Annotated in this window: 14 protein-coding genes and 2 pseudogenes; 10 read left to right on the top strand and 6 right to left on the bottom strand. The window is 67.5% G+C overall.

What is annotated here, in order from left to right; all coding sequences use genetic code 11:
- Nucleotides 1-563 (top strand): annotated as a pseudogene (locus AO501_RS38690) (PE family protein); the annotation flags it as partial.
- Between the two features lie 110 nt (nucleotides 564-673).
- On the opposite strand, the gene AO501_RS03340 reads toward AO501_RS38690, so the two are convergent.
- From AO501_RS03340 to AO501_RS03330, 3 genes are read right to left on the bottom strand one after another with little or no spacing between them, the layout of a single operon-like run.
- Nucleotides 674-1,756, bottom strand: a complete 1,083-nt coding sequence (locus tag AO501_RS03340; RefSeq protein WP_055576389.1) for an adenosine deaminase — start codon at nucleotides 1,754-1,756, stop codon at nucleotides 674-676.
- Nucleotides 1,753-3,039: a thymidine phosphorylase gene (locus tag AO501_RS03335; RefSeq protein ID WP_055576388.1), complete on the bottom strand. Its 1,287-nt coding sequence runs from the start codon at nucleotides 3,037-3,039 to the stop codon at nucleotides 1,753-1,755. Before AO501_RS03335 ends, AO501_RS03340 begins: the two co-directional genes overlap by 4 nt.
- Nucleotides 3,036-3,437: a cytidine deaminase gene (locus AO501_RS03330; protein ID WP_055576387.1), complete on the bottom strand. Its 402-nt coding sequence runs from the start codon at nucleotides 3,435-3,437 to the stop codon at nucleotides 3,036-3,038. Before AO501_RS03330 ends, AO501_RS03335 begins: the two co-directional genes overlap by 4 nt.
- Before the next feature lie 274 nt (nucleotides 3,438-3,711).
- Between AO501_RS03330 and sdhC the strand changes: the two genes are divergently transcribed.
- From sdhC to AO501_RS03310, 4 genes are read left to right on the top strand one after another with little or no spacing between them, the layout of a single operon-like run.
- The gene (gene sdhC / locus AO501_RS03325; RefSeq protein WP_055576390.1) at nucleotides 3,712-4,050 is read left to right on the top strand and encodes a succinate dehydrogenase, cytochrome b556 subunit; all 339 of its coding nucleotides are present in this window, start codon (nucleotides 3,712-3,714) and stop codon (nucleotides 4,048-4,050) included.
- Nucleotides 4,047-4,514, top strand: a complete 468-nt coding sequence (locus tag AO501_RS03320; protein ID WP_055576386.1) for a succinate dehydrogenase hydrophobic membrane anchor subunit — start codon at nucleotides 4,047-4,049, stop codon at nucleotides 4,512-4,514. Before sdhC ends, AO501_RS03320 begins: the two co-directional genes overlap by 4 nt.
- A gap of 28 nt (nucleotides 4,515-4,542) precedes the next feature.
- Nucleotides 4,543-6,297 (top strand): succinate dehydrogenase flavoprotein subunit, encoded by a 1,755-nt coding sequence (sdhA, locus tag AO501_RS03315; RefSeq protein ID WP_055576385.1) that lies wholly within the window; start codon nucleotides 4,543-4,545, stop codon nucleotides 6,295-6,297.
- Entirely contained in the window at nucleotides 6,297-7,091 is a 795-nt protein-coding gene (locus AO501_RS03310) for a succinate dehydrogenase iron-sulfur subunit (protein ID WP_055576384.1), read from the top strand. The genes sdhA and AO501_RS03310 overlap by 1 nt, the downstream gene beginning before the upstream one ends.
- 76 nt (nucleotides 7,092-7,167) lie before the next feature.
- Here AO501_RS03310 and AO501_RS03305 read toward each other — a convergent pair whose 3' ends face one another.
- On the bottom strand, nucleotides 7,168-9,654 hold the full coding sequence (locus AO501_RS03305; protein WP_197419755.1) for a serine/threonine-protein kinase PknD: 2,487 nt from the start codon (nucleotides 9,652-9,654) through the stop codon (nucleotides 7,168-7,170).
- A 93-nt stretch (nucleotides 9,655-9,747) separates the two neighbouring features.
- Between AO501_RS03305 and AO501_RS03300 the strand changes: the two genes are divergently transcribed.
- Entirely contained in the window at nucleotides 9,748-11,655 is a 1,908-nt protein-coding gene (locus tag AO501_RS03300; RefSeq protein ID WP_055576382.1) for a serine/threonine-protein kinase, read from the top strand.
- Between the two features lie 32 nt (nucleotides 11,656-11,687).
- Complete coding sequence (locus AO501_RS03295; RefSeq protein ID WP_055576381.1) at nucleotides 11,688-12,548, top strand: SCO6745 family protein; 861 nt, start codon at nucleotides 11,688-11,690, stop codon at nucleotides 12,546-12,548.
- On the opposite strand, the gene AO501_RS38685 is transcribed toward AO501_RS03295, so the two are convergent.
- Nucleotides 12,460-13,011, bottom strand: a complete 552-nt coding sequence (locus AO501_RS38685) for a hypothetical protein (RefSeq protein WP_055576380.1) — start codon at nucleotides 13,009-13,011, stop codon at nucleotides 12,460-12,462. The two genes, AO501_RS03295 and AO501_RS38685, sit on opposite strands and share 89 nt — an antisense overlap.
- A 72-nt stretch (nucleotides 13,012-13,083) precedes the next feature.
- Between AO501_RS38685 and AO501_RS03285 the strand changes: the two are divergent.
- Nucleotides 13,084-13,716: pseudogene (locus AO501_RS03285) on the top strand (carboxymuconolactone decarboxylase family protein); the annotation flags it as partial.
- Between the two features lie 75 nt (nucleotides 13,717-13,791).
- Nucleotides 13,792-15,201, top strand: a complete 1,410-nt coding sequence (locus AO501_RS03280) for a PE domain-containing protein (RefSeq protein WP_055576378.1) — start codon at nucleotides 13,792-13,794, stop codon at nucleotides 15,199-15,201.
- Here the strand turns inward: AO501_RS03280 and AO501_RS03275 are convergent.
- Nucleotides 15,185-16,105 carry a sigma-70 family RNA polymerase sigma factor gene (locus AO501_RS03275; RefSeq protein ID WP_055576377.1) on the bottom strand — a complete coding sequence of 307 codons (921 nt, stop codon included), beginning with the start codon at nucleotides 16,103-16,105 and terminating at the stop codon, nucleotides 15,185-15,187. The genes AO501_RS03280 and AO501_RS03275 overlap by 17 nt on opposite strands.
- 74 nt (nucleotides 16,106-16,179) lie before the next feature.
- Here AO501_RS03275 and AO501_RS03270 point away from each other — a divergent pair.
- Nucleotides 16,180-18,474, top strand: a 2,295-nt coding sequence (locus AO501_RS03270) for a hypothetical protein (RefSeq protein WP_055576376.1), incomplete at its 3' end; no start/stop codon positions are given.

Raw genomic sequence — 18,474 nt, 5'->3', positions numbered from 1 at the left:
ACTCTTCCCCCGGGTCGAGCGCGGTCGGCCAGACAAGTTCTCACGGTTCGAACGGCGGTGACGGCGGCGACGGTGGCGACGGCGGGTCGGGTGGCGCGGGCGGCAGCGGCGGCGCCGGTGGCGTCGGCGGCACGGGATCACGCCTGTTCGGCAACGGCGGAGTCGGCGGCCTTGGCGGTGCCGGGGGCGCTGGGGGTGCGGGTGTTGCCGGCGGTATCGGCGGTAAAGGTGGGCCGGGCGGCCTAGCCACCAGCTTCCCGGGGGCGACCGTCTACGGCGGTAACGGCGGCGTTGGCGGTGCCGGGGGCGCCGGCGGCAATGGTGGCGACGGCGGTGTAGGCGGCGTCGGCGGGGCCGGGGGAGCCGGTGGATTGCTCTTCGGCCAGGCAGGCGGCGGCGCGGACAACGGCGCAGGCGGCGGAGGCGGCCACGGCGGCACGATAAGTACCGGCGGCCCCGGCGGAGCAGGCGGCAAGGCCAGTGCGGGGGCAGTGCTTGTCCCCGGCATTCAAGGCGCAGACGGCACAGGTGGCGCAGCCGGTATCGACGGCGCGCCGGGTTAGGACCCCCGCCCAGGGCAATCCGCTCCGCGACACTGAACTGACGCACACGACACGCGGAAAACCCCGTGCCTGGTTTCAAAATCGAGGAGTCCGGCGAAAACCGGCCAGCCCTACCCGATCAGGACCGCATACCGCGGCTTGATCACCTCGTCGATGATGGCCAGCCGCTCGTCGAAGTGGATGAACGCCGACTTCATCGCGTTGATGGTGAAGCGCTGCAGGTCGGTCCAGCCGTAGCCGAACGCCTCCACCAGGCGGTGCATCTCCAGGCTCATCGTGGTGTCGCTCATCAAGCGGTTGTCGGTGTTGACGGTCACCCGAAAACGACTGCGCGCCAACAGGTCGAACGGGTGGTCGGCGATGCTGGCCACCGCGCCGGTCTGCACGTTGGAACTCGGGCACAGCTCCAGCGGAACCCGCTTATCGCGCACGATCGCCGCCAGCCGGCCCAACACCACGCGCCCGTCCGGGTCGACCTCGACGTCGTCGACAATACGCACCCCGTGGCCCAGCCGGTCGGCGCCGCAGAACGCGATCGCCTCGTGGATGGACGGCAATCCGAACGCCTCGCCCGCATGAATTGTGAAGCGCGCGTTGTGGTCCCGCATGTACTCGAAAGCGTCCAGGTGCCGGGTGGGTGGGTGCCCGGCCTCGGCGCCGGCGATGTCGAAGCCGACCACGCCCTTGTCGCGGAACCGTACCGCCAACTCGGCGATCTCGCGCGACATCGCCGCATGCCGCATCGCGGTCACCAGGCAGCGCACCTTGATCGGGTTGCCCGCGGCCGCGCACGCCTGCTCCCCCGCCGCGAAACCGGCCAGCACCGCGTCGACAACTTCGTCGAAGGAGAGTCCGCGGTTGATGTGCAACTCCGGGGCGAAGCGGATCTCGGCGTACACCACGGCGTCGGCAGCCAGATCCTCCACGGCCTCGTACGCGACCCGGTACAGCGCGTCGGGCGTCTGCATGACGGCCACGGTGTGTGAGAACGGCTCGAGGTAGCGCTCCAGCGAACCGCTGTGCGAGCGGGTGCGAAACCACGTGGCCAGCTCCTCGGCATCGGTGGCCGGCAGCCCGTCGTAGCCGACTTCCCTGGCGATCTCGAGCACCGTGGCCGGCCGCAGCCCGCCGTCCAGGTGGTCGTGCAGGAGCGCCTTGGGCGCCTGCTGGATCTGCTCGAGGGTCAGGTTCATCGCGTGATCCGATCGATAATCAATGGCCTGGCAACGGGTCGGGCGTCACTCACGCTGAAGGCACCGTCCAACTCCGCCAGCGCGGGTCCCAGTCGCTCCGGCGTTTCGGTGTAGAGCGTGAACAACGCCTCGCCAGCCGTGACCGGCTCGCCCGGCCGCCGGTGGATCCGGATGCCGGCGCCGTGCTGCACCCGTGCCCCCGGTCGGGATCTGCCCGCACCGAGGCGCCAGGCGGCCAGACCCACTGCCATCGCGTCGATGTCGCCCATTGTGCCGCCCCGGGTGGCCGTCACGGTTTCCGAACACCCACCAATCGGCAACGGTTTCGACAAATCGCCGCCCTGGGCGGCCACCAACCGGACGAACCGGTCCATCGCGGTGCCGTCACCCAACGTCTGCGCGGGATCCACGCCGTCGATGCCGGCCAGCTCGAGCATCTCGGCGGCCAGCCGCAGGGTCAGCTCCACCACGTCGGATGGCCCGCCGCCGGCCAGCACCTCCAGCGACTCCTGGACCTCGACGGAATTGCCGACGGCCCGGCCCAGCGGGCACTGCATGTCGGTGAGCAGCGCACGCGTGGGCACCCCGTGCGCGATGCCCAACTCGACCATGGTGTGGGCCAGTTCGCGGGAACGCGCTTCGGGCTTGAGGTAAGCCCCCGATCCGACTTTGACGTCGAGCACCAGCGCACCCGCCCCCTCGGCCAGCTTCTTGCTCATGATCGAACTGGCGATCAGCGGCAGCGACTCGACGGTGCCGGTGATGTCACGCAGCGCGTACAGCTTGGCGTCGGCCGGCGCGAGCTCACCCGCGGCGAAGATGGCGGCCCCGACGTCACAAAGCTGTTCGCGCAACCGTTGGTTGGACAGGTTCGCGCTGAATCCCGGGATCGATTCCAGCTTGTCCAGGGTGCCGCCGGCGTGCCCCAGACCGCGCCCGGCCGCCTGCGGCACCGCGGCGCCGCACGCCGCGACGACCGGCACCACCGGCAGCGTGATCTTGTCACCCACTCCCCCGGTGGAGTGCTTGTCGACGGTCCGCAGACCCAGGTCGGTGAAATCCATCCGCGGGCCCGAGGCCAGCATGGCGGCGGTCCATCTGGCGATCTCGTCGCGATCCATGCCGCGCAGGAAGATCGCCATCAGCAGTGCCGACATCTGTTCGGGCGCAACCGTGCCGTTGGTGTAGGCGGCAACAACCCAATCGATGGCGGCATCGGACAACCGGTCGCCGTCCCGCTTGGTGCGGATCACTGTCGGCGCATCGAAAGCGAACTCGCTCAACGGGAGTCCCGAAAAAGATCGTCGGGACCGAAGGCGTCGGGCAGCAGCTCCCCGAGCGCCCGCGCACCAGCGGGATGGTCGATCAACATCTCCGGGCCGCCGTGCTCGAGTAGCACCTGCCGGCATCTCCCGCACGGCATCAACAGCGCACCGCCGGGGTCCACGCATGCCAGCGCCCGCAACCGGCCACCTCCGGTGGAATGCAGCGCGCACACGACGCCGCACTCGGCACAGAGACCAAGACCATATGAGACATTCTCCACATTGCAGCCGGTCACGATCCGGCCGTCGTCAACCAACGCCGCCGCGCCGACCCGGAACCGCGAATACGGCGCATAGGCTCCGGCAGAAGCTTCAATTGCCTTGTCCCGCAGCACCTTCCAATCAACTTCCGACATTGGCGACCCCGCTCGGCGTTGTGCTGGCTGAACCACCCCACCCTAGCCCGGCTGTGACACGGGATATGGATCACATCGTGGCGCTACCGCGGGCAACGTTTACCGGGCTAAGCTCGCGATTGCCCGGCGATAGCCGCCTATCCGCCGGATTCCCAACGGCGTGAATGAGGTGAGCTGTCAGGTGGTTCTGAAGACGACAACCACGGATCCGCCGGCGCCGGAATCGTCGCGCAAACGCAAGCCGCCCAGGACGCTCTACCGCGGAGACCCCGGCATGTGGGCGTGGGTGCTGCACCGCATCAGCGGCGCCACCATTTTCTTCTTCCTGTTCGTCCACGTCCTGGACTCCGCGGTGCTGCGGGTCAGCCCGCAGGCCTACAACACCGTGCTCGCCGACTACAAGACCCCGATTGTCGGCTTGATGGAGTACGGACTGGTGGCCGCCGTGGGATTCCACGCGCTCAACGGGATCCGGGTCATCCTGATCGACTTCTGGTCCGAAGGTCCGCGCTATCAGCGTCGGATGTTATGGATCGTCGCCGTGACGTTCCTGGTGATGCTGGTGATGGCCGGCGTGGTCACCGGAATCCATATGTGGGAGCACTTCAAATGAGCAGCCCCGACCTTCAGCTAGGGCCCGGCCAGACCGCACCGGTGAAGCAGCGCAGCTACTACCGCCCCGCCAGCCTGGACAACCCGCGCTCGCCGCGCCGCCGCGCGGGCATCCCGAACTTCGAGAAGTTCGCGTGGTTGTTCATGCGGTTCTCCGGCATCGTGCTGGTGTTCCTGGCCATCGGCCACCTGTTCATCATGCTGATGTGGGACAACGGCGTGTATCGCATCGACTTCAACTACGTCGCGCAGCGGTGGGCCTCGCCGTTCTGGCAGGTGTGGGACCTGCTGCTGCTGTGGCTGGCACAGTTGCACGGCGGCAACGGCATTCGCACCATCATCGACGACTACAGCCGCAAGAACATCACCCGGTTCTGGCTGAACGCGTTGTTGACGGTGTCGATGGTGTTCACGCTGATGCTCGGGACCTATGTGTTGATGACGTTCAACCCGAACATTTCGTGAAAGACCACATTCTCATGAAAGGCGTGCGGTGATCGAGCAACACCGATACGACGTGGTGATCGTCGGCGCCGGCGGTGCCGGCATGCGTGCCGCGGTGGAGGCGGGCCCGCAGGTCCGCACCGCGGTTCTCACCAAGCTCTACCCTACCCGCAGCCACACCGGCGCTGCCCAGGGCGGCATGTGCGCCGCGCTGGCCAACGTCGAAGAGGACAACTGGGAATGGCACACGTTCGACACCGTCAAGGGCGGCGACTACCTCGCCGACCAGGACGCGGTGGAGATCATGTGCAAGGAGGCCATCGACGCGGTCCTGGACCTGGAGAAGATGGGGATGCCGTTCAACCGCACCCCCGAGGGCCGCATCGACCAGCGCCGCTTCGGCGGCCACACCCGCGACCACGGCAAGGCCCCGGTCCGAAGGGCCTGCTATGCGGCCGACCGCACCGGCCACATGATCCTGCAGACGCTCTACCAGAACTGCGTCAAGCACGACGTCCAGTTCTTCAACGAGTTCTACGCGTTGGACCTGGCTCTCACCCAGACCCCGACCGGCCCGGTGGCCACCGGAGTGGTGGCCTACGAACTGGCCACCGGCACCATCCACGTCTTCCACGCCAAGGCGATCGTGCTGGCCACCGGCGGCTCCGGCCGCATGTACAAGACCACCTCCAACGCGCACACCCTGACCGGCGACGGCATCGGCATCGTGTTCCGCAAGGGACTTCCGTTGGAGGACATGGAGTTTCACCAGTTCCACCCGACCGGGCTGGCCGGCCTGGGCATCCTGATCTCCGAAGCCGTGCGCGGTGAGGGCGGCCGGTTGCTCAACGCCGACGGCGAACGGTTCATGGAGCGCTACGCCCCGACCATCGTCGACCTGGCACCGCGCGACATCGTCGCCCGCTCGATGGTGCTCGAGGTGCTCGAGGGCCGCGGCGCTGGACCCAACAAGGATTACGTCTACATCGACGTCCGTCACCTCGGTGAAGACGTGCTCGAGGCCAAGCTGCCGGATATCACCGAGTTCGCCCGCACCTACCTCGGGGTGGACCCGGTCAAAGAGCTGGTGCCGGTCTATCCCACCTGCCACTACGTGATGGGCGGTATCCCGACCACGGTCAGCGGACAGGTGTTGCGGGACAACACCAACACCGTGCCCGGACTGTTCGCCGCCGGGGAGTGCGCGTGTGTGTCGGTGCACGGCGCCAACCGGCTGGGCACCAACTCGCTGTTGGACATCAACGTCTTCGGCCGCCGCGCCGGCATCGCCGCCGCCCGCTACGCGCAGAGCCACGATTTCGCCGACATGCCGCCGGACCCGGCGGCGATGGTGGTCGGCTGGGTGCGCGACATCCTGTCCGAGCACGGCAACGAGCGCGTCGCTGACATCCGCAGCGCCCTGCAGCAGTCGATGGACAACAACGCCGCGGTATTCCGCACCGAGGAGACGCTCAAGCAGGCACTCACCGACATCCATGCCCTCAAGGAGCGGTACTCGCGAATCACCGTGCACGACAAGGGAAAGCGTTTCAACAGCGACCTGCTGGAGGCCATCGAGCTCGGCTTCCTGCTGGAGCTGGCCGAGGTCACCGTGGTGGGCGCGCTGAACCGCAAGGAGTCCCGCGGCGGCCACGCCCGCGAGGACTACCCCAACCGCGACGACGTCAACTACATGCGGCACACCATGGCGTACAAGGAGGGCACCGACCTGCTCAGCGACATCAGGCTGGACTTCAAACCCGTCGTGCAGACCCGCTACGAGCCGAAGGAGCGGAAGTACTGATGACCGCCGATGCAGAAATCGAGGTAGTCAAGGACCCGCCGCTGCCGCCGGTTCCCGAGGGCGCGGTGATGGTGACCCTGAAGATCGCCCGCTTCAACCCCGACGACCCCGACAAGTTCGCGGCCACCGGCGGCTGGCAGAGCTTCCGGGTGCCGTGCCTGCCCAGTGACCGGCTGCTGAACCTGCTGCTCTACGTCAAGGGCTACCTGGACGGGACGCTGACCTTCCGGCGCTCGTGCGCGCACGGCGTGTGCGGCTCCGATGCCATGCGGATCAACGGCCTGAACCGGTTGGCCTGCAAGGTGTTGATGCGCGACCTGCTCCCGAAAAAGCCCGGCAAGAAACTCACCGTCACGATCGAACCGATCCGCGGGCTGCCGGTGGAAAAAGACCTCGTGGTCGACATGGAGCCGTTCTTCGACGCCTACCGGGCGATCAAGCCGTACCTGATCACCACCGGCAATCCGCCTACCCGCGAACGCATTCAGAGCCCCACCGACCGCGCCCGCTACGACGACACCACCAAGTGCATCCTGTGCGCCTGCTGCACCACCAGCTGTCCGGTGTTCTGGTACGAGGGCAGCTATTTCGGCCCGGCCGCGATCGTCAACGCGCACCGGTTCATCTTCGACAGCCGGGACGAGGCCGCCGCGCAGCGCCTCGACATCCTCAACGAGGTGGACGGGGTGTGGCGGTGCCGCACCACGTTCAACTGCACCGAGTCCTGTCCGCGCGGCATCCAGGTAACCAAGGCGATCCAGGAAGTCAAGCGCGCGGTGATGTTCTCCCGCTGACGGTTGCGTTCCCGCGCGAGCAGACGCAACCTCGCACAATCGCAGGCGATCTCGTGCGAGTTTGTGTCTGCTCGCGCTAGTTCGGCGGCAGCTTGAGCACGCGATTGTTGCCGGCGTCGGCGACGTAGACGTTCCCGGCGGAGTCCACCGCGACACCCTGCGGTCCCTTGAGTCCGTTGAACGGCAACGTGATTGACGTTGTCGTGTCCTTCGTCAGCTTCATGACGCGGTTGGCGTGGCTGTCGGTCACGTAGAGGTCGCCGGCGGCGTCGACCGCGACGAAATCGGGGTGCCCGACGGCGTACGGCAACACGGTCGCCACCGACGCCGTCCAGGGCAGCTTGAGTATCCGCTCGTTCGCGCTGTCGATGACGAACAGGCCGCCGTCGCTGCCCACCGCCACACCCGCGGGATCGTCAAGGCCGGTGAAAGGCAATTCCCGCTGCGCGGAATGTGCCCCGTTCAGTGCCAGCACTCTGTCGTGCCCCAGGTCGGCGACGACTATCCGGTCCGTGTCGGGGTTGCGTCGGTAGAGGGCCACCCCCGCGGGGCGCGCGAGATCGGTCAACGGCAGCACCGTCTGGCCGGCTCCCGGCGCCAGTTCCAGCACCCGGTTGTTCGTCGGCTCGGTGATCACCACATTGCCCTGCTCGTCGATGGCTATGCCGCCCGGATGATTCAGGTCTGCGAACGGTTCGACGGTCTGGGTGGTCGAGTCGGCGGGGAGCTTCAGCACCCGGTTGTGGCCGGTATCGGTGACGTAGACGTTGCCGCTGATGTCTACCGCCACACCCAGGGGCCCGTCGAGCCCGGTGAACGGCAAGACGATCTGGGTCTGCGGGGTCCCGGAGCGAAACGGAAATCCGTTGGTGAGCGCCAGGACTGCGGCGATCAGCAGCACCACGGCGGCGACCGCGCCGACGGTCAGGGCGCGGCGACGGCCGCGTGACGGCGACGGGACGGTGCGGGCATCCTGCGTCGAATGCAGCGCGTCGGGGACCGCGGACGGCGGCGCCGGTTTCGTGGCCAGGGCCGCGCGGGCGGCGACGGCCAGCTCCTGCGCGGACTGGTAGCGCTCATCGGGGTGCTTGGCCATGCCGCGTGCGATCACCTCGTCGAACCCGGCGGGCACCGCGGGGTCGGAGCTGCTCGGCTTGGGTGGCTCGTCGAACAGATGCGCGGCGGTCAACCCCTCGACCCCGCCACCGCGGAACGGCGGCCGCCCGGTCAGGCACTCGTAGAGCACACACGCGAGCGAGTACACGTCGGAGCGAGCGTCGGCGATCGTCCCGGACCTGAACCGCTCCGGGGCCATGTACGCCGGACTTCCCGGGGCGATGTCGGTGCGCGTCAAGCGCGACGCAGTTGCTTCGTGCACCAGCCCGAAGTCGATGAGATACACGAATTCTTCGCCGACCATCAGCAGGTTCGACGGCTTCACATCGCGATGCACCAGGCCCGACTTGTGCGCCGCGTCCAGCGCCACGGCGACCTGTTCCACCACTCGCACCGCCTGCTGCGGGCTCATCGGCCCGGCCTGGTCGAGCACGTGGTGCAGGTCGACGCCGTCGACAATCGGCATCACCAGATACAGGCGCCCGTCGATCTCACCGGCCTCGTAGATCGGGATGATGTGCGGGTTGGCCAACCTGCCCGCGGCATACGCCTCGCGCCGGAACCGCTCCTGGTAGCCGGGCTCGGTGGCCAGTTCCGTGCGCAGCACCTTGACCGCCACGTCACGCCCCAGCAAGGTGTCGTGGGCCCGGTACACCGAGCCCATGCCACCGGCGCCGAGCAATTCGAACAGCCGGTACCGCCCGAAGTCCGTTTCCTCGGCCATGACCACCGGCGTCGCCACCGGCGCCAGCGCCTCCCGGGCGGCGACGGCCAACTCGCGGGCGGTTTGATAGCGGTTGTCGGGATCATCGGCCAGGCCGCGCGCCACGACCTCGTCGAATCCGGCCGGGATGGTGAAGTGGACGTCGCTCGGCTTGGGCGCGTGGCCGGCGGGGTCGGCCGGCCGGCCGGTGAGGCACTCATAGAGCACGCCGGTCAGGGCGTGGATGTCGCCGCCCGGGTCACCCGGACCCGAGTTGTCGGCGGTGGCACCGAAATCGAGCAGGTACACGAACTCGCCGCCGACTACGAAGATGTTCGCGGCCCTGACATCACCGTGTGTCAGCCCGCACCCGTGGCCGGCCTCCAGCGCCGCGGCTGCCTGTTCGATCACCCGCACGGCCAGCTTCGGGCTGATCGGCCCGTCGCGGTGCAGCATGGTCTGCAGGTCGACACCGTCGACGACGGGCATCACCAGGTACAGACGGCCATCGATCTCGCCGGCCTCGTAGATCGGGATGATGTTCGGGTTGTGCAGGCGGGCCGCGACGGCAACTTCCTGCCGGAACCGGTCCTGATACGGCGGCTCGGCGGGCATCAGCTTGATGGCCACTTCCCGGGTCATCATCGTGTCCCGGGCCCGATAGACCGTGCCGATGCCGCCCCAGCGGAGCACTTCGAGCAGTCGGTAGCGCCCGAAGACTTCGCCTTCCACGTCCCCCGTCACCAAGCCTCCTCCGAAGCGGTGTCTGGATGCTATCAACGCGTTGCTGGTTTATCGTTCTGCCAACGGTTTGCTGACCAGTTCCCTAGGGGGGCCATGGAGCACGGGACGCCGTTCGGGCGTTATGAGTTGCTGGACCTACTCGGCCGGGGTGGCATGGGCGAAGTGTGGCGAGCCTATGACACGGCCACCGAGCGCGTCGTCGCCCTGAAGGTGCTGCCCGTCCAGTTCGCTGGCGACGCGGTATTCCAGGAACGGTTCCGCCGCGAGGCGCGATCGGCCGCGGCGCTCGACGAACCACACGTCGTGCCGATCTACGACTTCGGCGAGATCGACGGGCGGCTCTACGTGACGATGAGGTTGATCAAGGGTCGCGACCTGCACAGCATCCTGCGCGACGGCGCGATATCAGCGGACCGAGCAGTTGCGATCATCGATCAGATCGGCGCAGCGCTGCACGCCGCCCACCAGGCCGGTTTGGTACACCGAGACGTCAAGCCGTCCAACATCCTGGTCACCGACGACGACTTCGCCTACCTGATCGACTTCGGCATTGCCCGCGCCGCCAACCAGACCGGGCTGACCAGCACCGCCGGCGTGATCGGCACCTGGGCTTATCTGGCTCCGGAGCGGGTCTCCACCGGACAGACCGACGCGCGCGCCGACATCTACGCCCTGACCTGCGTGCTCTACGAATGCCTGACCGGCAGCCAGCCTTTTCCGGGCGACAGTCTGGAACAGCAGGTCGGTGGCCATCTCGCCCTTCCCCCGCCGCGCCCGTCCGACCGACTTCCGGACACGCCATCCGAACTCGACACGGTCGTGGCCAGAGGCATGGCGAAGAACCCCGACGACAGATACGCCACCACCCGTGAGCTCACACGGGCGGCCCGGGCCGCTGTCAGCGCACCGGTGACCGGCCCGAATACGCTGCCTGCGACCGCGGTGGCGCCCCTTGCCCCGCCGTCGCCGCAGGACGGCACACTTACCGGGCCTACCCAGCACGCGCCCGTTCCGCGCTCTCCGAACGCACCCGGGCCGGCTAAGTCGCGCAAAGGACGGCTGATCGCCCTGGGCAGCACGGCAGCCGTGCTGGCGGTCGTCGTCGTCGCGACAATCGCACTGACCAACTCGGACGACCACGGCACGTCACCGCGCGGCGCGACTACGGCAGCGCCCACGGCACTTCCCAACACCGGCCCGTTCACCGGGACGTTCACCGCGGCCGCTGGCCAGCGATTGATGTGGGACGGATCGCCCCTCGGCAGTGCTGGGGACGCGGCGTACTCGGAGTCTTGGAAACTGCGTTCGGCATGCAGCGCCAACGGCTGCGTCGCGACGGCAGTAACCGGCGGCCGCTATGCCGTCAAGGATCTGGTCTTCGACGACGCCGATGGAAACTGGGTCGCCGTCAGCACCACGCGGGGGAAGTGCAGGGCCCGTGACGACGACGAGGTTTGGAATGTCATCGTGCTGCGCCCGCAGCCCAACGGATCCATGGGGGGTGAGTTCACACAAATCACGGCCAATGGCTGCGCCAGCAAACGCACCGCAACATTGACCAGAACCGCGGACGCCGACATATCGCGGTTAGCCGACCCGACGAAGCTCGCGCGCCGGGTGATATCGCCGGCTGCGGCGCTGCGCGGCAGCTATAAGCAACAGGTCACCTATCCGAACGGTAACAAGTTCACACACACGGAGACCGTTCGCACCGACTGCCTCCGGACCGGGGATCGATGCATCAGCCGATTGACCAACGAGAAGGGGGGCGGCGAGACGTTGGTTTTCGGCAATGGCGCCTGGACCCGCAATGAGGTATTCGACAGCCCGTGCCCGTCCGGCGGGTCCTCGATCGACACCTGGACCTCCACCCTGCCGCTTCCCACACCGCCACAAGACCCGATACCGACCCTCACCGGGCACGGGTACGACGAGGCCGGGCCTGGGACCAAGTGCCATTCATGGCCATTCGAAATTCTGTTGAACCGCACGGGAGACTGAACGACGGTCGGCGCAGATGTTTAGCTGAACTGGTGCAACGAACCCCCGCGCTCGCCCGGCAGTGCTACGACCGCTTCGAGCCGATCCACGCCCTGACCTATTTCGCGCCCGAGGTACGAACGGCGTTGGACGGACTGGGTTATCGCGGATTTTGGATGGGGTACTTCGCCGCACGTTCGGCGCCGCTGGGCGCGGTGCCGCCGCAGGTGGTGACAGCGGTGTTCTACAACTTCGCACACGCCCGGGTGGCCAAGTCGCTGCCGGCCGCATGGGCGATCGCCGGTCCGGACAGCGCATTACGCGCGCGCCAGGACGCCACCGCCGCGGCCTTGCGCCGGTGCGGCGTCACCGACGACGAAAACGTCAGCACCGCAGCAGAATTGGCGGGTCGGGCGGCGCGGTCCGCGCCGGTGGACGGCCGGTCGCTGTTCGCGGCCAACGTCGCGTTGCCGGTGCCCTCCGATCCGGTGGCCGCGCTCTGGCACGCGACCACCCTGCTGCGCGAGCACCGCGGAGACGGGCACGTCGCGGCGCTGGTGGCCGCGGGGATCTCCGGGCGGGAGTCGAACGTCTTCCATACCGCGGCGAGCGCGGTCTCCGAGGAGTTCATGAAGCGTTCCCGCCACTACGACGACGACGAGTGGCAGTCCTGCCGCCAGAGCCTCGCCGACCGCGGGTTGCTCGATTCCGATGGCTCGTTGACGCCGGACGGGCGTGACCTCAAGTCCCAGCTCGAATCCACCACTGACGCATTGGCTTTGCGGGTGTTCGACGGTCTCGACGACGACGAACTGCAGGCCTTGTTCAGCGCGCTGACGCCGGTCGCGCGGACGGTGATCGCCGCCGGCGACGTGCCCGCCGCCACGCCCATGAGTGCCCGCCTCGATTTTTGAACTCAGCGTCGGGTGCCAGTGCGGCGCCGTCCTTGGCTTCCGCGTACGCCGCCACGAGATTCTCGATCACCCCGTTCCACGACTCCTCGTCGACGCACAACCGACTCGCGGTCAGCACCAGCCGGTCGGGTGTCCCCGGCAGCAGCGACACGGCGAACAACCGGCCGGTGCGCATGTCGTAGCTGGCGCGTTGGCGGGCGATGACCTCGGGCACTGTGACCCCGGGTGGTTCCACCGCCCAGCTCCAGCTGCCACCGGGACGGGACAGCCACCGGTCGCGACTGGGTTCGAACACCGCACCGAGGGCGGGATTCGCCTCGAAGACCGCGTCCACCGCAGCGCGGATTCCGGTCTGGTCCAGCCGCGAGTCGGCGATCAGCACCTCCTCGTGCGCCCAGTCCTCGAGTTCTGTCAGCTGCGGAAATTCGGTAAAAGACCAGTAAGACGACGTTGCGTGCTCCACCTGTCCAGAGTCCGCTGCCGCCCTTGGAGAATCCTTGGCGAATTCTTGGCGACGCTCTGTCGCACGAACCTGTCACAGGAAGGCGGGCTGTCTCGTCTGAGGGGTATGACGCAGAAAACACGCATTCAACCCCTGCCCCCCAAGCGCGCCGGACTGCTGGTGCGCACCATGTACCGGGTCGCCAAACGCCGCTTCGGCGAGGTGCCCGAACCGTTCACCGTCGCCGCTCACCATCCGCGGCTGCTGGTCGCCAACGCCGTCCACGAGACGATGCTGCAGAACGCCTCGCGGACCCTGCCGGCCAACGTGCGCGAACTGGCGGTGTTCTGGACCGCGCGCACCGTCGGCTGCTCGTGGTGTGTGGACTTCGGAGAGATGTTGCAGCGGCTGGACGGCCTGGACATCGAGCGGCTCAAGGACATCGACGAATATGCGACTTCACCGCTGTTCTCCGACGACGAGCGCGCCGCGATCGCCTATGCCGACGCGATGACCACCGACCCGCATGCGGTCACCGACGAACAGGTCGACGATCTGCGGGTCCGCTTCGGCGACGCCGGAGTGATCGAGCTGACGTATCAGATCGGAGTCGAGAACATGCGCGCGCGGATGTATTCGGCCCTCGGGATCACCGAGCAGGGCTTCAATTCGGGCGATGCGTGCCGGGTGCCGTGGGCCGATTCAGCGGAATCATTCAAAAAGTGAACTAAATCGTTCCTGAACTCGTAGCATTTGGCAGCAGTCCTTTGGTTGTCGGGGCCACCGGGGAATGGAGCCGCAATGTCGTCGTACGTGATCGCCGCACCTGAAGCCTTGGCCTTGGCTTCGGGTGAGTTGACCAAGATCGAGGATGCGATCAGAGGGGCTGCCGCCGCGGCGGCGCCTTCGACGACGAACATCGCCTCCGCGGCTGCCGACGAGGTGTCGGCTGCGGTCGCGAAATTCTTCGGCGGCTACGCCACCGAGTTGCAGGCGCTGACGGCAAAGACGACGCTGTTCCAGTCCGAGTTCGAGCGCGCGTTGAGTGCGGCCGGGGCTGCGTACGCAGCCGCCGAGGCCGCCAACGCCGCGCCGCTGCAGGGGTTGTTGCAACAACTCGGCAGCGCGTTGTCCACCTGCCCGCTGTTCAACGGCACGGGCGCCGCGACGGTGGGAGCGCTGCTCAACTTCGGCGCCAACGCCGTGGGCCTGGGCAAGTTCATCAATTTCCCCACCACGTTGCCCGTGACCGGCACGGGCGGAGTGACCGGCGTCCGGGTCGGCTTCTCGTTCATGCCAATCCCGATCGGCCCAACCTCTTTCCTCGGGCTCCCGATCCCCCAGTTCAATTACCCCGCTCCGGCGTTCTGGTACTTCCCGACACAGGCGAACGGAACGGTGGCCCCCACCGGCACTGTGTATTTTTCGCACGGCTTCGGCGCGTTCGGTTGGTTGTACCAGCCGCTTGCCATCGAACTGGCGGGGCAGACCAACAGCGCGGTTGTGACTCCGACCGTGCCGTCGATTCCGTTGCCGTTGGGCCTGTGGATCGGCAGCCCGGAGATGCAACAGGGCGTGGCGTCGCTGTTCCAAGGCCCCCAGACGGCACTGAACATGAGCGCGCAACACGCGGGATTAGTCGGCACGCTGCCGCAGGATTTCATCCTGTCCGGACACTCCGCCGGAGGAGGCCTCACCTCGATCGCCGCCGGCAACTACCTGGCGAATCTCAATGGCGCCACGAACCACCTCAAGGGCGTGGTGATGTTCGACGGCGTCGCCAACAACAACGCGGTATTCGCCGGCGCGATCAGCCAACTGCAGGCGGCAAGTGTTCCGATCTACACGGTGGCGGCGCCGCCGCAGTCGTGGAATGCGTTCGGGAACACCACAAATCAGTTGGTCAGTCTCTATCCGGGCCAATTCGTCGGCGCCGAGATCGCGGGCGGCTCCCATGTCGACTCGATGCTGGGCCGTGGCCCGCTGATCGACCTGGCCCTGCAGGTGATCACCCAGTTCTCCCCGCCGGGCGCCACCGCGGCGGTGTACACGCTGTCGACGGGCTGGATCAACGACATGTGGGCCGGTCTGGGTCCGACCAGCCCCGGTCACGTCGGCATCTACGGGCCCGCGCCCAGTTACGACTACGTGGCGCCCGGTGGTCAGTCGATCTCCCTCCCGCCGGCTACGGCGATCATCCTGCCGGTGTAGCCCGCAGCGGCGAGCCGGTGAACTTGTCGGGATTGGCGACATCCCAGAGTGCGACCACCTTGCCGTCGCGCACCGTCATCGCCGTGATCCGCGGCGCCATCTCCCTGCGCCCTTCGGAAGCTGGGAATCCCGTTGTGTATGAGCCTAATTCGCCATTGACCAACGCCAGATGATTCGCGGTGTAGAACGCGTCGCCGTAGCGGCGGGCCAGGCCCATCATGAACCGGACCACCTTGTCCGCTCCGCGGATGGTCTGAACCGCGGTGGGCGCCTTGCCGTCCGAGTCTCCGGTGAACGTCACGTCGGGGTGCAACAGCGAGACCACGGTCTCGATGTCACCGGCGGCCATCGCGGCCATCAGCCGGCCGACCACCTCGGCGTGTGCCGGGTCGGGCTCCGGCGGCGGCGCCGCGGCGACGGCCTTGCGGGCCCGCGACGCCAGTTGCCGCGCGGCGGCTTCATTGATGCCCAGCACATCGGCGACCTCAGCGAACGGCACGGCGAACCCGTCGTGCAGCACGAACGCCACCCGCTGATCGGGTCGCAAGCGCTCGAGTACCACCATCGCCGCGAACCGGGCGTCCTCGGCGGACACCACGGCCGACAACGGGTCAGCCGCTTGGGCGTCCGAGAAGCCCGTCACGACCGGTTCCGGCAGCCAATTGCCGGTATAGCTTTCCCGTCGGTGTGCCGCCGAACGCAACTTGTCCAGACCCAGCCGGCTCACCACCGTGGTCAACCAGGCGCGCAGGTCGTGGATCACACCGTCCTGCGCGCTCCAGCGCAGCCAGGCTTCCTGAACGATGTCCTCGGCGTCCGCCACGGTTCCGGTCAGCCGGTAGGCGACCGACATGAGATGCGGTCGCAGCGACTCGAATTCGGTGACCTGCGTCGTCGCGACCATGACCTGAGCGTAACGCCGGCCTATGGTGCAGTGATTTTCATGAATAGATTCAACTCCTTCGGTAAGGTTCTGCTGTGGTCGATCACTGGCCCATGATCGGCCGACAGCAGGACGTCCGCTCGGTCATGGGCTCCATTGCCGAGATGCGGGGCGTCGCGCTGGCCGGCAAGGCCGGGGTAGGCAAGTCGCGACTGGCTCGCGAGGCGATACAGGCCGCGGTGGCCGACGGCTGGACCGTGCGAACCATCGCCGCCACCGCCACCAGCAGGCCGATCCCGCTCGGCGCCTTCGCGCAGTGGACCGACGATGTGGAGAACGCGCCACTTGCCTTGGCGCGCCGTGTCATCGGCGCCATGACCGACGGCGTGCAACAGGGCCGCCTGCTGGTATTCGTCGACGATGCCCACCTGCTCGACGAAATCTCCGCCCTCGTCGTCCACCAACTTGCGCATTCGCGGGCCGCCGCCCTGATCCTCGCGATCCGTGCCGGCGCGCCCGTTCCGGCCGCGGTGACGGCACTGTGGAAGGACGGCCTGTTACTGCGTCATGACCTGGAGCCGTTGCAACGCAGCGAGGTCGACGACCTGTTGGCGGAGGTTTTCGGCGCGGCCCCCGATCAGCAGTGCGCGGAGCGGCTGTGGCACCTTACGAACGGCAACGTGCTGTATCTGCGTCAGCTCATCGAACAGGAACGCCGGGCGCAACGGATGACGATCCGGGACGGCGCCGTGCGCTGGCACGGAGACACCGAAATCTCCCGATCCCTCGCCGAATTGCTGGACGCGCATATCGGCGCCATTCCGGCGGCCGTACGCGACGTCGTCGATCTGGTGGCCGTGTCCGAACCGGTGGACTGGCACTGCCTGAGGCTGATCGCCGATCAGGACGCCATCGAAGATGCCGAACAGCGCGACCTCATTCGGGTGTCGGGCGGCGACGTGTACATCGGGCACCCCTTATACGCCGAGAGCCGCCTGAACCGCTGCGGCTCGTCGCGGCTGCGCCGCCTTCGCGGCCAGGTCGCGGCCGCGATGAAGGACGGCGGAGGCATCGCCAAGACAGTCAAGCGAGGCCTGCTATGGCTCGAGTCCGACCTGCCGCCCGAGCCGGGCGTGCTGTTGTCGGCTGCCACGGCGGCCAGTTCACTACTGGACTTCGAGACAGCGGAACGGCTTTTCAGCGCGGTCGCCGCGACGGGTGCCGGCGCGCAGGCCCGCATACCCTTGGCCTACTCGCTGTTCATGATGGAAAAGGGCGAGCTCGCCCTGGAAGTGCTCGACGGTGTGGAGGTCGACGAGGCCACCGAATCCGCGTTCATCAACTACATGGTGATGCGTGCGTCCAACCTGCTGTGGGGATTGCGATCGCCCGAGCGGTCCTGGCGGCTGATCGACGATGCGCTCCAAACCGCCCAAGGAACTCGGCGACTGCAGTTGCTCATTTTCCGCGCGAATCAGCTCTCGCTGGCCGGCCGGCCGGTGCAGGTCCTGGCGACCGTGGCGGAGGTGGACTACGACCAACTCGATTGGTACGGCATGACAATGGGTTACGCCGCCGAGTGCCTGGCCAACGCGGAACTGGGCCACCTCGATCGGGCCGTGGCCAGGGCAGTCGATGCGTCGGCGGCGCTCGTCTTGAGCGAGCAGGGCAAATTTCTTCAGCAGCCGCTGACGGAGTTCCACACCTTCGCCCTGGCGGCTGCCGGGCAGATATCCGACGCCATCGAGGTCGCCGAACGGCACCGCCGTGCCCAGCGCGACGAACCGGTCGCCATCCGCACAGTCGCATCCGAGATCCTCGGAATGGCGATGCTGGCTGCCGGCGATCTCGTTGCCGCGCTGCGGTTGCTGCCCAACGAGATCGACGACGAGATGACGAACAACTTCAACCTGGCCAACAGCTTCTACCGGTTCCACCTGATGCGCGCCCAGGCGCTGGCCCGCTGCGGTGACGTCGATGCGGCCGAACGCGCATTGGGCAGCGCCCGTACCCACCGTCATCCGGCGTACGTGTACGTCGAATCCCTCGAAATGCTCACCGCCGCATGGCTGGCGGCGGTGCGCTCACGCACCACCGAAGCACGTCAACTGGCCCGCGAGGCGGCCGAGTTCGCGCGCGAGCACGATCAGTTCGCCCGCGAAGTGTGGTACCTGCAGACCGCGGTGCAGTTCGACGACGTCGATGCGGCCGCGCGACTGGCCGAGTTGGCCACGCGTGTGCAAGGACCCCGCGCCGCGATCGCCGCGCGCTACGCCGCGGCGCTGGGTGCTGACAATTCGGATGAACTCGAAAGAGCCTCAACGGAATTCGAAGACATGGGCGATCTGCTGGCGGCCGCCGACGCCGCCGGCCAAGCCGCGGTGTCACAC

It is taken from the genome of Mycobacterium gordonae (assembly GCF_001417955.2).
Taxonomy (GTDB): domain Bacteria; phylum Actinomycetota; class Actinomycetes; order Mycobacteriales; family Mycobacteriaceae; genus Mycobacterium; species Mycobacterium gordonae_B.
Note: the sequence above shows the minus strand (reverse complement) of the source record. Positions and strands in the feature narration are given on the sequence as shown.